At 64.8% G+C, this 14631-nt stretch carries 13 protein-coding genes and 1 pseudogene; 7 read left to right on the top strand and 7 right to left on the bottom strand.

The genetic code is table 11. The annotated features are described in order from the left end of the window. On the top strand, window positions 1-202 hold a 202-nt coding region (locus tag AB0323_RS16475; RefSeq protein WP_366178271.1), incomplete at its 5' end, for a hypothetical protein. Window positions 203-258: 56 nt separating this feature from the next. On the opposite strand, the gene AB0323_RS16470 is transcribed toward AB0323_RS16475, so the two are convergent. After that, window positions 259-450: a YegP family protein gene (locus AB0323_RS16470; protein ID WP_364539453.1), complete on the bottom strand. Its 192-nt coding sequence runs from the start codon at window positions 448-450 to the stop codon at window positions 259-261. A 202-nt stretch (window positions 451-652) separates the two neighbouring features. On the opposite strand from AB0323_RS16470, the gene nboR reads away from it, so the two are divergent. Then, a complete protein-coding gene (gene nboR / locus AB0323_RS16465) occupies window positions 653-1282 on the top strand; it encodes a nicotine blue oxidoreductase (protein ID WP_366178270.1) in 630 nt (209 codons plus the stop codon). A 49-nt stretch (window positions 1283-1331) separates the two neighbouring features. Here nboR and AB0323_RS16460 read toward each other — a convergent pair whose 3' ends face one another. The 5 genes from AB0323_RS16460 to AB0323_RS16440 form a co-directional block, all read right to left on the bottom strand. Further along, complete coding sequence (locus AB0323_RS16460) at window positions 1332-4151, bottom strand: molybdopterin cofactor-binding domain-containing protein (protein WP_366178269.1); 2820 nt, start codon at window positions 4149-4151, stop codon at window positions 1332-1334. A gap of 2 nt (window positions 4152-4153) precedes the next feature. Further along, window positions 4154-5113 (bottom strand): FAD binding domain-containing protein, encoded by a 960-nt coding sequence (locus AB0323_RS16455; RefSeq protein ID WP_366178268.1) that lies wholly within the window; start codon window positions 5111-5113, stop codon window positions 4154-4156. Then, window positions 5104-6339: an XdhC family protein gene (locus AB0323_RS16450; RefSeq protein WP_366178267.1), complete on the bottom strand. Its 1236-nt coding sequence runs from the start codon at window positions 6337-6339 to the stop codon at window positions 5104-5106. Before AB0323_RS16450 ends, AB0323_RS16455 begins: the two co-directional genes overlap by 10 nt. A 314-nt stretch (window positions 6340-6653) precedes the next feature. Continuing rightward, window positions 6654-8225, bottom strand: a complete 1572-nt coding sequence (locus AB0323_RS16445) for an NCS2 family permease (RefSeq protein WP_366178266.1) — start codon at window positions 8223-8225, stop codon at window positions 6654-6656. Window positions 8226-8240: 15 nt separating this feature from the next. Further along, entirely contained in the window at window positions 8241-8735 is a 495-nt protein-coding gene (locus AB0323_RS16440; protein WP_366178265.1) for a nucleoside deaminase, read from the bottom strand. Window positions 8736-9132: 397 nt separating this feature from the next. On the opposite strand from AB0323_RS16440, the gene AB0323_RS16435 reads away from it, so the two are divergent. The 3 genes and pseudogenes from AB0323_RS16435 to AB0323_RS16425 all read left to right on the top strand — a co-directional run bounded on the left by AB0323_RS16435 (window position 9133) and on the right by AB0323_RS16425 (window position 11341). Then, a complete protein-coding gene (locus AB0323_RS16435) occupies window positions 9133-10530 on the top strand; it encodes an 8-oxoguanine deaminase (RefSeq protein ID WP_366178264.1) in 1398 nt (465 codons plus the stop codon). Window positions 10531-10570: 40 nt separating this feature from the next. Further along, window positions 10571-10687: pseudogene (locus AB0323_RS16430) on the top strand (DUF2510 domain-containing protein); the annotation flags it as partial. 126 nt (window positions 10688-10813) lie between these two features. Continuing rightward, on the top strand, window positions 10814-11341 hold the full coding sequence (locus AB0323_RS16425) for a hypothetical protein (RefSeq protein ID WP_366178278.1): 528 nt from the start codon (window positions 10814-10816) through the stop codon (window positions 11339-11341). A 92-nt stretch (window positions 11342-11433) separates the two neighbouring features. Here the strand turns inward: AB0323_RS16425 and AB0323_RS16420 are convergent, their stop codons facing one another. Further along, window positions 11434-11613 carry a hypothetical protein gene (locus AB0323_RS16420; RefSeq protein WP_366178263.1) on the bottom strand — a complete coding sequence of 60 codons (180 nt, stop codon included), beginning with the start codon at window positions 11611-11613 and terminating at the stop codon, window positions 11434-11436. A 400-nt stretch (window positions 11614-12013) separates the two neighbouring features. On the opposite strand from AB0323_RS16420, the gene pucL reads away from it, so the two are divergent. Further along, window positions 12014-12928 (top strand): factor-independent urate hydroxylase, encoded by a 915-nt coding sequence (pucL, locus tag AB0323_RS16415; protein WP_366178262.1) that lies wholly within the window; start codon window positions 12014-12016, stop codon window positions 12926-12928. A 164-nt stretch (window positions 12929-13092) separates the two neighbouring features. Continuing rightward, window positions 13093-14583: a nucleobase:cation symporter-2 family protein gene (locus AB0323_RS16410; RefSeq protein WP_366178261.1), complete on the top strand. Its 1491-nt coding sequence runs from the start codon at window positions 13093-13095 to the stop codon at window positions 14581-14583. Window positions 14584-14631 lie beyond the last annotated feature (48 nt).

Raw genomic sequence — 14631 nt, 5'->3', positions numbered from 1 at the left:
CGACGGCTTCGGATTCTCCGACACCCGCCAGGCCGCACGCCGCTTCTTCAAAAACGACACCCACTCCATCGTCGTGAAAACCCTGCAACTCCTCGCGGCGAGGGGCGAAGTTGACCCGAGTGCGCCGTCGTACGCCATTGACCGGTACAAGCTCCTCGACGTGACTGCCGGCACCACCGGCGGTTCAGGGGGCGACTCCTAAGAAGTTTAAAAAAGGATCGGCGGTAGTGCTCCTTGAGCACTACCGCCGATTTGCTATTACGTTCCGAGCGAGCGGCGATCCACCACGAATCCTGTGGCGGCATTCTCCCTGACTGCGTTGATACCGGCCACAAGGGCCGCAATATCCGGGAACTTTGGCGATACCGCCACTACCGTTCCATCATCAGCCTTCAACCGGAAACGGAACGATTGCTCCCCCGCTGTCAAGATTTCGAAAATGCCAGACATAGAACCTCTTTCCACCGCGGATGCGTCATTGCATCCCCTTCGATGACCACTGACTCTCGTGAAGTCCATAAGAGAATATCGGCCAGGGAAGCCTGCCAGAAGGCCTACCCACGGGTAATATTCAACCTTTTTCGGTAGACCTATCTTGGAATGCAAGGTGAACCTGGAGACCTCGCGAGGGCACACGGATAGGGTGAACCCCATGAACGATTCCAGCGCTGCTCCCACCACTGGCGTGCTGTTGGCTGGCGGCGCGGGGACGCGCCTGGGCCTTGGTCCCAAGGCGCTGCTGCCCTTCCGCGGCCAGACCTTGGTGGAGGTTCTCGCCAGGACATTGCTCGACGGCGGATGCCTCAAGGTCGTCGTGGTGCTCGGTGCCGGAGCCGAGGATGTCCGCCGCGGGACGGACCTGGGCGGGTACCTCGTAGTGGACAACCCGGAGTGGGCGTCCGGCATGGCCAGCTCGTTTCGTACGGGTGTTGCGGCCGCAACCCCTAGCCACAACGTCCTGGTGGCCCTCGTGGACCAGCCCGGGATGACGCCCGCCGTCGTCGCCCGGTTGCTCGCCGCGCACCAGCCGGGCCGAGTGACCGCGGCGGGTTACCCGGACACTGTCTACAAAGGCAGCAACTCAACAAATCTCCGGCGCGGCCACCCCTTGATCATCGACGCCACCCTCCGTGCCGACGTCGCCGAGTCCGCCGTCGGCGACGCCGGAGCACGCCGCTTCCTCAAGGCGCACCCCGGGCTCGTGGACGTCGTCGACTGCAGCGACCTCGCCGACGGTGCCGACGTCGACACGAAGGACAAGCTGCACCTCCTCAGCGACTAGCCGCCCAACTGACTCGCAGTAGGTGCCGTTATGGGGCCTCAAAACGGCACTAAATGCGAGCCAGTTGGGTGGGGGTGGAGGCTTCGGCATCCTTGAGCGCCAGGTAGATCTTGTCCCGGGCGATCGGGAGCGAAGCGAACCGCACCCCGGTGGCGTTCCGGATGGCGTTGGCCAGCGCGGGCGCCACGGGGTTGAACGGGCTCTCGCTCATGGACTTCGCACCGAGCGGCCCCATCTGGTCGTTCGTTTTCGCGAAGTACACCTCACTGCGTGGCACGTCCGCGAAGGAAGGGATGTGGTACTGCCGCAGGATGTCCGTGGTGACCCGGCCGGCGTCGCTCACGCGCACTTCCTCATACAGCGCGACACCAAGAGCCTGCGCGATTCCGCCTTCCACCTGGCCGCGGCACTGCCGAGGATTGACCACGACGCCGGCATCGGCCGCCTGGACGCTCTGCAGGATCCTCAGCTCCCCCGTGCCGGTGTTCACGGCTACCCGGAATCCGTGGACGTTGAAGGCGACCGAACGCGGGGTTCCGCCCCAACGCCCGTCGGTGGCGAGTTCCACACCCTGCTGCTGCGCGGCGTCGTACACCTCCGCGAGCGCCAAGACCCGCTCACCGCAGCGCGCGGCACCGTCCTCCAAAACACAGTCCGCCTCCGGAACACCGAGGAACGCAGCGGCCACGGCCCGGATCCGTACTGCGAGCTCCTGCGCCGCGAGCAAGGTTGCCTGCCCGGCCACCACGGTGCCTGCTGAGCCGAACGCGCCGGTATCGTGCTCCACGAGGTCCGTGTCGGACTGGCGCACGGCCACGTTCGGCGCTGTGGTGGACAGTGCGGTCGCCGCCAGTTGGGCGTGGACCGTGGTGGTGCCGTTGCCGAATTCCGCGGTCCCGACGGCGGCGTCGAACGTGCCGTCCGGCAGGAGCGTGAGGCGCGTATGGGCGAAGTGCCCGCGAGGCGGAACGGTGTCGATCATGGACAGGGCCGAACCGACCCCGGTGACCCACTCCGGACCGAGATCGTCCAGCCCGGCGTCCCGGTAGCGTTGGCCGCCGCGCTCGAGGGCATCCCGGACCAACGCCACGCACTGGTCCAGTCCGTAACTCCCGTAGAACACGTCCTCTTCAGGGTCAGGGTTGGTGGAGAGCATGTCGTCACCGGGCCGGACCATGTTCTTGAGCCGGAACTCCAAGGGGTCCATGCCGACACCGACGGCGAGCTCGTCCACGGCCGATTCGATCGCGAAGATCATCTGGCTCAGTCCGTAGCCACGGAAGGCTCCGGCCGGGACCGTGTTGGTGTAGACGGCCTGCGCATCCACTCTCTTGTTGGCGCACTTGTAGACGGCCAACGACTCGCCGCAACCGTGGAACATCACTCCGGGCGCGTGGTTTCCGTACGCGCCCGTGTTGGTGACCACGTCCAGTTGCATCGCCGTCAGGTGGCCGTCCCGGCTCGTCCCGGCCTTGACCTTGATGGTGAAGGGGTGGCGTGTGGTGGTGGCGGTGAATTGTTCGGTGCGGGTGAACTCCACCTGCACAGGCCGGCGGAGCTTGAGGGCCGCCATGGCCACGAGGTCCTCGGTGAGTACTTCCTGCTTGCCGCCGAATCCGCCGCCCACGCGGCCGGCGACCACGCGGATGCGGTCCTCAGGGAGATCGAACACGCGGGCGAGGGTCCGCCGGACCAGGAACGGGACCTGGCTGGAGGAACGGACCATGAGCCGGTCCTCTCCTGGACTCTCGGATGGCTCCACCCATGCGATGGAACAGTGCGTTTCCATGGCGACGTGCTGTACGCGCTGGGTCTGGTACGTGTTCTCGTGGATGAAGTCGGCCGCTGCGAATCCGGCTTCAACGTTTCCCAGCTCGGAATGGACCTCCGCCACGACGTTGTTCTGCGGGCGTGAAATCCGGGCTGTTTCCCCATCCTTCTCGCCGTGGATCGCGGGTGCCCCGGGCAGCAACGCCTCCTGCGGCGAGAAGACAGCGTCGAGGAGTTCGTACTCAACCTTGATGGCCCGGGCGCCGGCTTCCGCCGCGCCCACCGATTCAGCGACGACGGCGGCAACCCGCTGGCCGATGAAGCGCACGACGTCGTCGAGGACCCTGGTGTCGTCGGGATCATCGGTGTAAAGCTCGTGCTGGGCCGTTGAGAACAACCGGGCCGGCGCGTCCTCATGAGTGAAAACCGCGACGACCCCGGGTACCTGGAGTGCCGTCGTCGTATCGATGGAAACAATCCGGGCATGGGGGTGCGGCGAGCGCAGCAACTTCAGATGCAGCAGTCCCGGGAGCTGCTCCGGGGGGACGTCGAGCGTGTAGCGGGCGGTACCGGTGACGACCGCGTGTCCCGCAGGCGCGGGAACGTTGTCGCCGAGCCGGCCTGCGTGGGCTTGGGCGGCCGCACCGCCGTCGGAGGTGCTTTGCCCGATGCGGACCACACCGCACACAGCGTCCGCAATGGAGCGGTAGCCCGTGCAGCGGCACAGGTTTCCCTTGAGGTTTCGCGGGAGGTTGGCTTTCTGTTCCTCGTCGAAGGTGGCGGCGGTCATCATCATGCCGGCCGTGCAGAAGCCGCACTGGAAACCTTGGTGTTCCAGGAACTGCTGCTGCACAGGGTGCAGCCCGTCCCCGCTCGACAGCCCCTCGATGGTGGTGACCGAGTGCCCTTCGGCGCGGACGGCCGGGTAGATGCAGCTGTGCACAGGTTCACCGTCCACGTGGACGGTGCACGCGCCGCAGTCGCCGCCGTCGCACCCTTTCTTGACGCCGAAGTTGCCCTGTTCGCGCAGGAACGTCCGAAGGCACTGGCCCGGGCGGGGTGCGGCCTCGGTGGCTGTTCCGTTGATCTCGATTGCCATGCTCAGGCCTCCTTCTGCTGCTCGGTGTTGAATGATTCCGCTTGGGTAGACGGTTGGGGCGAGGTGGCGTGCGGTGGCCAGAAATCGCCCGAGACCGTGAGCGGTCCGCCCGGCTCCCCCGGGCCGCACAGCTCCGCGCGGATCTCTTCGGCAAGGCGGAAGGTCATGTCCCGGCGCCATTCCGGGAGCCCGTGGATGTCGTCGTGGTACAGCTCCGTGGGGATCGAATGCCCGACGGCGGCGGCCAGCTGGCCTGCGTCCGGCAACTCCGCGGTGGCGAACCGCAGCTGTACAGGCCGTTTAGTGGCGGCGGTGACGGTGAGGACGAGGCCGCCATCGGCGTCGAGCCTTCCGATCAGCAGCACCCCGGACCGCCCGAGGTTGCTCAGAGAGAGCCGGCGGAAGGCAACCTTCGCCGCCAACGCCGACGCCGGCAGCTGGATGCTGCGCAGGAGCTCACCCGGTGCCAGGCAGTTTGTCCCGTCCCCGGTGACGAATTCGGCCACCGGAACGGTGCGGCTGCTGCCGTGCCGGCCAAGGATGGTGGCCCTCGCGTCCAATCCGGCGCACAGTGAAATCATCGGCCCGGCCGGGAGCGAAGTGCACACATTGCCGCCAACAGTGGACATGTTCCACACCTTGAAGGAGGCCACGAAAGAGTCGCAGCACGGGCGGAAAAGATCCAGTCCCGGCCAGTCCCGGCCGGCCACGGCGTCCGACACCGGAAGTGCGTAGAGCTCGGCGATGGTGCAGGTGGCGGCCAGCTCAATGCCGGCGTCGCTCACGGTTACGGCCGGCCAGCCTGCCTGGCCCAGATCCAGGAGTCGTTTCAGCGGCTCTTCGCTGCCGACCGGACTGCCATAGGAGAACAAGACCGTACCGCCGGCGAGCCAGGCGTCGCCCTCGCGCCACAGGGCTGGATCCGTGGTGGCGACCACGGACTCGATGGTGTTCATGTCCATGTGGTCACCTTGCTTTGTTCGGGGGTGTTGTATTCGGGAGCGCTCTGGTGGATCGGCCCTGTTCCGTCCTTGAGCGAACCCCAGCCGGAGGCTGGATAGGGTGCACAGGCAGAGGCCGGACGCGGAGCGCGGGACGCGAGGATCTCGGCCGTAATGGACACCGCGACTTCCGCGGGAGTGACGGCACCAAGGTCCAGTCCGATCGGCGAATGCAGGCGTTCAAGGACCTCGACCGGAACCCCGCGCTCCAGCAGTCCGTCGATGCGCTGCCGGTGGCTGCGTCTGGAACCCATGGCTCCCACATAGGCGAGATCCAAGGCAAGGGCGGTTTCCAACAGCGGAATATCGAATTTGGGATCGTGGGTGAGCACGCACACGACCGTGCGGGAATCGATCCGGGCCGCGGCTGCTTCCGCGGCAAGATAGCGGTGCGGCCAGTCGGTGACGAGCTGGTCGGCGGCGAGGAATCGGCCCTGGCCGGAAAACGCGGGCCGCGCATCGCACAAAGTGACCTCGTAGCCCAGGAGCTTCCCGGCGGGGAGCAAGGCCGCGCCGAAGTCGTTGGCGCCGAAGATCAGCATCCGGGCCGCGGGCAAGCGGCTTTCCACGAAGAGGGTAATGGGTTCGGCTTCGGGCGTGGAGCCCCCGCAGCCTTCGGCCGGGGCGAGCCTCACCAGTCCTGTGCGTCCGCCATGCAGGAGAGGCTCGAGCTGGGCCGCGGCCGAGCGGATCAGGGCGTCATTCCCGCCGAGAAGGGCGGACAGTTCCCGTGAACCTGTGGCGGAGAAACGCGCCGGATCAGGAACGACGACGGCGCCTCCCCCGGCGTCGAGCCTGCGGACGAGCGCCAGGGAAGAACCACCGGAAGCGGCATTAAGCAAGGCCTCGTCCAGCCCGGCGGCGCTGGTTGATTGGATTGGCTGGATGTGGACTTCCAGCTCGCCGCCGCAGGTGAGCCCGACGGCGAACGCGTCCTCGGCGCTGTAGCCGAACGACTCGAGGCGGCTGCCGCCGTCGTGCATTGCTTGAAGGGCAGCCTCCACCACGGCGCCTTCCACGCACCCTCCGGAGAGGCTGCCAAGGACATCGCCGTGTTCGGAAACCAGCATGGACGTGCCGAGGGGACGGGGCACGGAGCCTCCCGCGGCCACGATGGTGGCGACGGCGCATCGCTGACCGGAGACCGCGGGCCGCCATGTGCCCAGCGAAGGCATCAAATCCAGCATGGCAACACCTCCTTTACCGAGGTCCCGGACCGGCGACCCGCCCGGGGCAGTGTGCGATCTTGCCTCATATTCTCATTCCTTGCGTCTGTACAGGAGAGCTTCGGGTAAACACGTACCCCGTTGCGTGAAGAGGACCGGGGCGGGCCTCTCATTTCCCACCCCGGTCCTTAGCGGAGCGGCCGCACCCCACCGCCGCCCGCCGTCGTCGTTCGCTTGATGCGGTTGACGATCGGCGGACGCCTATTCATTGCGGTAATTTTGCGGCCGGACCGCCGTCTCAATGGCCGGCTACGCTCCTGGCCGACTACCCTCGGTCACGATCCCAAGAGGGCGCTGATCGGCCCGCGGGCGAAGTAGATCAAGAAGCCCAGGGTCACCACCCACATGAGCGGATGGACTTTCCTGCCCTTCCCCGATGCCGCGTGGATCACGGCCCAGGAGATGAATCCGACCCCGATGCCGTTGGCGATGGAGTATGTCAGCGGCATCGTGACGATAGTGAGGAAGGCAGGCAGGGCCACGGAGAACTTGGAGAACTTGATCTCGCGGATCTGTGCCATCATCATGGCGCCGACCACAACCAGGGCCGCGGCAGCGACCTCGAGCGGAACCACGCTGGTGAGCGGGGTCAGGAACATCGAACCCAGGAACAGCAGGCCGGTGACCACCGACGCCAGGCCGGTGCGGGCGCCTTCGCCAATCCCGGCAGCGGAGTCGATGTACACGGTGTTGGACGAGCCCGACGTCGCGCCGCCGGCTACCGCGCCCAGGCCTTCGACGATGAAGGCCGATTTGAGCTTGGGGAACGTCCCGTCCTTGTAGGCGACGCCGGCGCTCTTGGCGAGGCCGGTCATGGTGCCCATGGCGTCGAAGAAGTTGGTGAACACCAGGGTGAACACCAGCATCGTGGCCGCCAAGCCGCCGATCCGCGAGAACGAACCGAAGAGGTCGAAGTGGCCCACCAGGCTGAAGTCCGGGGCGGAAACCAGCTGGCCGGACAGTACCGGGGTGTTGAGGTGCCAGCCACCGGGATTGGCGGCGCTGCCAGGCCCGATGTGCATGACGTCCTCGACGACGGCGGCGAGGACCGTGGTGGCGACGATTCCGATCAGGAGGCCGCCCTGGATCTTACGGGCCACGAGGATTCCCATGACCAGCAGACCGACAATGAAAACGAGGGTAGGTATGGAGGTGATGGAACCATCGTTGCCGAGCTGTACCGGCGGTCCGCCTTTCGTGGCGCGGACGAAGCCGGAATCGACGAAGCCGATGAAGGCGATGAACAGGCCGATGCCAACGGTGATGGCGGCCTTGAGTTCCTTGGGGACGGCTTTGAAGATCGCGGTCCGGGCGCCCGTGACGCCGAACAGGACAATCAGGATGCCGTTGATGACCACAAGGCCCATGGCTTCCGGCCAGGTGACTTCATGGATGACGGCGACTGCGAGGAACGAGTTGATTCCCAAGCCTGCGGCGAGCCCGAACGGAAGGTTCGCTATGAGGCCGAAGAGGACCGTCATGACGCCGGCGGTCAGGCCGGTGACTGCCCCCACTTGCGCTGCGGACAACCATCCGCCAGCCACGTCCGTGGGTGCGTTCTGGGCTGAGAATCCGCCCAGGATCAGGGGGTTGAGGATAACGATGTACGCCATCGTGAAGAACGTGACGATGCCGCCGCGGAATTCGCGGGCCAGCGTGGAGCCACGCTTGGTGATCTGGAAGAAACGATCCAGGAAGGAGTTCGACGCCGGGGGCCTGGGGCTGTTGCCCCGCTGTGCCAGTCCGGTTGCCGTGTGCTTTTCGCGTGCCTCTGTCTGCCCTGCGCCGGAAAGCGCAGCCTGCTTTTCAGTTGCCGTTCGCATTTCTGCGGGGTCCAGGATTGTCATTTTCAGCCACCGGCCCTAGTAGTCAATCCTGGAGTCAAGCGTGTTCCAGGTGTTGAACGGTTCCAGGATGGCCGGTGCTTGGGGGTCGCCCAGTTCCAGCTTGGTGACCGGCATCAGCGTGTTCCGGTCCTCGTTTTCGAAGTATTCGTAGAAGACGGCGTCGTCGAAGCCGACGGAAGCGGCGTCGTGCCGATCGGCTGCGAAGACCACGTTGCCGATGCGGGCCCAGAGCGCCGAGGCGAGGCACATGGGGCATGGCTCGCAGCTCGTGTAGAGGGTGGCTCCGCTGAGATCGAAGGTGCCGAGCTCGCGGCAGGCGTTGCGGATCGCGGTGACCTCGGCATGCGCCGTGGGGTCGTTGCTTGCGGTGACCCGGTTGACGCCTTCGAAGGCGCGGCCATCCGCGGTGACAATGACGGCGCCGAACGGCCCGCCGCTGTTGAGGACATTGGCTGTTGCCAGCTCAATGGATGTGGCCAAGAAATGTTCGGCCGTGACGGTGGTACTCATGTGCGACTTCCTTAGTGCTGAGGAAGCCTGTAACCAGGGAGGCATCTGAACATGACAGACCAGTGCTGCGATTACCAGGCTTCAGCATGTGCTTTTGAAGGTTTCGCCTGGTAGATAGCTTCCCGGAGTCCGGGTGCCCGCCTTTGGCAAATTGAGATTAGCACCAGAGATGTGAGCCGCGCCATAGTTTCTGGAAAAAAAGTTTCGACATGTGAAATTCGACCAAGCAACGGGGTAGAACCGGGCGGGAACCGGGTCCGGGCGTCGGTCACATTGACGCACTTCGGCGAGCCACCTACGCTGAGTGCCATCGGCAGGGACGACCTGCCGGAACCTGGATCAGCAGACAGGAACCACTGAGCTGGAACGCAACTACGCCGACCAGACAAGGATTCCAGTGTCCCCTAAACCTGATTTCCAGCCGGCAGCCCCGGCAACGGATCCAGCCTCATCCCGGCTCTGGATCAAGAATCCCCTCGATGTGTTCACCGCCAACGGGCTCGACGCCCGGGGCGGCATCGTGGTCAGCGATGGGAAAATCGCGGAGCTCGTCCCCGCCGGAAAACACCCTTCCGCGCCGTGCCGTGAAACTTTCGACGCCGGCAGCCATGTCCTGCTGCCAGGCCTCATCAACACGCACCACCACTTCTACCAAACGCTCACCCGTGCCTGGGGCCCGGTGGCGAACGCTCCGCTCTTCCCGTGGTTGCGGAACCTGTATCCCGTGTGGGCGCGGCTGACGCCGGACAGCCTCGAACTTGCCGTGAAAGTAGCCCTTGCGGAACTCCTGCTTTCCGGTTGCACCACGGCGGCCGACCACCACTACCTCTTCCCCGCGGGACTTGAGGACGCGATCGACGTCGAGGTCGGCGTCGTGCGTGAACTCGGCATGCGCGCCACGCTCACCCGCGGGTCCATGACACTGGGCGAGGACGACGGCGGCCTGCCGCCGCGCTCCACTGTGCAGCGCCCGGAGGTGATCCTCGCGGACAGCGAAAGGCTGATCGGGAAGTACCACGAACGGGGAGACGGCGCGGTCATCCAGATCGGGCTGGCCCCCTGCTCGCCGTTCTCGGTGACCAGGGAGATCATGGCCGAGAGCGCCGCCATGGCCGAACGGTTGGATGTCCGGCTGCACACGCACCTCGCGGAAACCATCGACGAGGAAGATTTCTGCCGTGAGATGTTCGGGTTGCGCACCGTGGACTATCTGGACAGCGTCGGCTGGCTCGGAAAGCGCACCTGGCTTGGCCACGGCATCCATTTCGACGACGAGGAGATCGCCCGGCTGGGTGCCGCGGGCACCGCCGTCGCGCACTGCCCGACGTCGAACATGCGGCTCGCGTCCGGCACCGCACGGGTTCTGGAGCTCGAGGCGGCCGGGGTTCCGGTAGGGCTGGGAGTGGACGGTTCGGCGTCGAACGATGCCTCCAACATGATCCTCGAAGCGCGGCAGGCGCTGTATCTGCAACGGCTGCGCTACGGAGCGGACGTCCCCGTCGAACGCGCCCTCGGCTGGGCGACGCGGGGATCCGCTGCGGTGTTGGGCCGCACCGACATCGGCCAGATCGCTCCCGGCATGCAGGCAGACCTTGCCCTGTTCAAGCCCGAGGGGCTGCGCTTCTCCGGCAGCCACGATCCCGTCGCGGCATTGTTGCTCTGCGCGGCGGACCGCGCCGACCGCGTCATGGTAGGTGGCAAATGGCGCGTTGTGGACGGCCAGATTCCCGATCTGGACATCCCGGAACTTATTGCCAAACACTCAGCCGCCGCACAGAAAATCATCAGCGGTTAGGGGTAGCCTCTCGATTAGGTCGCAGATCAGGAGGCAAATCATGACCGTCCCCCAGCACAATACGCCGACTCCTCCAGGTTGGTACCCGGATCCCTCGGGCTCCGGGCAACTACGCTGGTGGGACGGTAACGCCTGGACTGAAAACGCCTGGAACCCACCCGGTCAGCCCGGCGCAGGTCAGGCCGGCCCAGGTCAGGCCGGTCCAGGTCAGGCCGGCCCAGGTCAGGCCGTCCCAGGTCAGGCCGGCACAGCGTGGCCCGCGGCCGCGCGGCCAGGGCAATACGTGGGACCTGGGCAATACGGTGCGCCTGGGCAATACGGGGCGCCTGTCCAGCCCGCGCCGCGCCCGGAAATCAGCAGGCAGACGCCGGTCTACAATCCGTTCATCTGGCTCGTCACGCTGCTGCCGGTCATCACGCTGATTATCCTGCTGCTCTGGAATCCGGTCTTCCACGTGCGGTACGCGGGCGCCAGGCGTGTGCCGGTCCTCGATCCCAGCTCTTTCAGCGTTCCATACTTCCTACTCGTCGCCACAGGTTGGCTCATCTACGGCGTCAGCGTTCTCTTGTCCTACCTCGACTGGCAAAAGCTGCAAAGGGACGGGGTGGTCCGCCCCTTCCACTGGGCATGGGCCTTCCTGGGCGCAGGAGTCTACGTGGTGGGCCGCTCCGTGATCGTCCACAAGGTCGCCCCACAGCGCGGACTCGCACCGGTTTGGGCACTGATTGGCCTGTTTGCTGTGAGTTTCATCCTCGTAGCCGTCAAAGTGAGCATGATCGTTTCGACTATCGCCAAGGCCCTGCCGGCGTAGGGTTCTCCTCGCTCCACGTTGACCGAGATCGTGGGTGTGGCCCGGGTGCTGCGTTCTGGAACGCAGCACCCGGGCCACACCCACGTATTCGCCTAAGAGGAACCCTGCCGGCCGAATACCGGAAGGGCGCGCAGCCAACGGGAGAAAGTCCCGGGCATGCGGTCACAGTCGGCCGGAATGTAGAAGTCAGGATCCGTAGCGCCGAAGGGCAGGTACAGTTCCTGGCCGGGCGCCGGGAATTCCACGACGTTGTTCTTATCCTGCGAGTCCATCTGTCCTCCTATTTCATGCGCTCAAGTTCTCCGTGGCGATGTCATTTTCCACATACTGGAAAACAATTTTTGTTATATGGAAATGGTAGGTGGGATCCTCGAGCCTCGTCAAGGGGTGCCCATCGGACCACGCCCCGGCCGCCAGCCGCCGTCGGTCACAATCAAAAAGTAGGTAACGATTCGCCGGAAGTGATGTACACCACTGGCAAACGTGGGCTAGGCTTTCTTCAATTCGTGGCGCAGGTCACGTAACCTGGGAGCAGCAGGCAGGGTCGTAATGAGCTGGCATCAATGGATGCCGGCTCTTTTTTGTTGGGTCGGCTCCACCAGAAACGCGTATGAAACACGCGCTTAATTTCATTGGTGGACCTTAGTGGTTCCACCTCGTAGAAGTTGGGATATGACCATGAGCAACAACATCGTCCTCGGCGACAACCAGTACGGCAAGGCAGAAGTCCGCGTCGTCAAAGTCACCCGCGATACCGACCGCCACCAGATCGAAGACCTGAATGTCACCTCGCAATTGCGTGGCGACTTCCAGGCTGCGCACCTCCAGGGCGACAACGCGCACGTCGTCGCCACGGATACCCAGAAGAACACCATCTACGCCTTCGCCCGTGACGGCATCGGCTCGCCCGAAGCCTTCCTCCTGCGCCTGAGCGAACACTTCACCTCGGGCTTCGAGTGGGTCACGGGTGGCCGCTGGGAAGCCGAGGCCTACACTTGGGACCGCATCCAGGCACACGGCTCCGAACACGACCACAGCTTTGTCCGCAAGGGGCAGGAAGTCCGCACCGCCGTCGTGGTCCGTGAAGGCAACACAACGCACGTCATCTCCGGCCTCAAGGACCTGACCGTCCTCAAGACCACGCAATCCGGCTTCGTGGGCTACCCCCGCGACCGGTACACCACGCTGCCCGAGACCACGGACCGCATCCTCGCTACCGATGTCTCGGCCCGCTGGCGCTACAACACCGGTCTGGACGCTGCCGGCACCGACTTCAACAAGAGCTACGAGGACATCAAGGCCCTGCTTTTGGAAGGCTTCACGGAGAACTACTCCCACGCCCTGCAGCAAACCCTGTTCGACATGGGCAAGAAGGTCCTGGAGGCCCACAGCGAAGTGGACGAGATCAAGTTCTCGATGCCCAATAAGCACCACTTCCTGGTGGACCTCAGCCCGTTCGGCCTCGACAACCCCAACGAGGTCTTCTACGCCGCCGACCGCCCGTACGGCTTGATCGAAGCCACGGTCCAGCGCGAGAACACCACACCTGCCCCGGCTGCGTGGAACGGCATCGCCGGCTTCTGCTGACCCCGGGTATCCGCCCAACTGACTCGCAGCAAGTGTCGTTTTGGAGCCCCAAAACGACATCAAATGCGAGCCAGTTGGGCACTCACCCGCACCCAAAAACCACATTGTTAGCCAGACAAAGTTAGCCAGACAAAGACGTCTGCCATGAACCAAGAAAGTCTGCCATGAACACGAAGAATAAAACCCGCCCCACAACTTCCGGGCCAGCCCGCCCCGAGGACAAGCGCCTCTCGATCGGGAGCACGTTCGCCTACGGCTTCCAGCACGTCTTGACCATGTACGGCGGCATCATCGCCCCGCCGCTCATCATCGGAGCCGCCGCAGGCATGTCCTCGCAGGACATCGGCCTCCTGATCGCTGCCTGCCTGTTTGTCGGAGGCCTCGCCACCATTCTGCAGACTGTCGGCATCCCGTTCTTCGGATCGCAGCTGCCGCTGGTCCAGGGCGTGTCCTTCGCCGGCGTTTCCACCATGGTGGCGATCGTCCACGGCGGCGGCGGGATCCAAGCGGTGTTCGGCTCGGTCATCGTGGCGTCCCTCATCGGCCTGGTGATCACACCGCTTTTCTCCAAGATCATCAAATTCTTCCCACCCGTCGTCACGGGTACCGTCATCACCACCATCGGGCTGACCCTCATGCCGGTCGCGGCGAACTGGGCGATGGGCGGCAACGCCGCCGCCCCCACCTACGGCAGCGTGGCGAACATCGGACTCGCTGCGGCCACGATGGGCATCGTCCTGCTCCTCAGCAAGGTTGGAAACGCGGCCATCTCCCGTCTTTCCATCCTCCTTGCCATGGTGATCGGAACCGTCATCGCCCTCGCCACGGGAATGGCCGATTTCTCCAAGGTCGGCCAAGGTCCGGTGGTAGCCTTCCCCACGCCGTTCGCGTTCGGTGCTCCAACCTTCGAGATCGCGTCCATCGTTTCGATGTTGATCGTCATCCTGGTCACCCTGACCGAGACCTCGGCGGACATCATCGCCGTCGGGGAAATCGTAGGCACCAAGGTCGATTCCAAGCGCATCGGCAACGGCCTGCGCGCCGATATGCTCTCAAGTGCCGTTTCGCCCCTCTTCAACTCCTTCACCCAGAGCGCCTTCGCCCAGAACGTCGGACTCGTGGCCATCACGGGCATCAAGAGCCGCTTCGTGGTAAGCGCCGGCGGGCTCATCCTGGTGGTCCTCGGCGTGCTGCCCATCCTCGGCCGGGTTGTCGCAGCGGTTCCGACGCCCGTCCTGGGCGGTGCCGGCGTCGTACTCTTTGGAACGGTAGCCGCGAGCGGTATCCGGACTCTCTCCAAAGTGGAGTACCGCAACAACATGAACCTGATCATCGTGGCTGCGTCCATCGGCTTCGGCATGATCCCGATCGCCGCCCCGAAGTTCTACGACCAGTTCCCGTCCTGGTTCTCCACGATCTTCCACTCGGGCATCAGCTCAGCCGCCCTCATGGCGATCGTCCTGAATGTCCTGTTCAACCACTTCAAAGCCGGCAACTCGGACAACCAATCGGTGTTCGTGGCAGGTACGGGCCGCGTGGTGACCGAGGCGGACGTCAAATGCCTCGCGCACGGCGACCGTTTCGAGAACGGCAAACTGATCGACGCCGAGGGCAAGGAAGTGCCGCTCAAGTCGGACACTTCGGCCGAGCACTGACCCCTTTGCTCCGCCGAACTGGCAGGTGTTGCCCTTCCCGCAAAGGAA

It is taken from the genome of Arthrobacter sp. NPDC080031 (assembly GCF_040702485.1).
Taxonomy (GTDB): Bacteria; Actinomycetota; Actinomycetes; order Actinomycetales; family Micrococcaceae; genus Arthrobacter.
The sequence above is the reverse complement of the archived record's forward strand: the minus strand, read 5'-3'. Positions and strand labels throughout refer to the sequence as shown.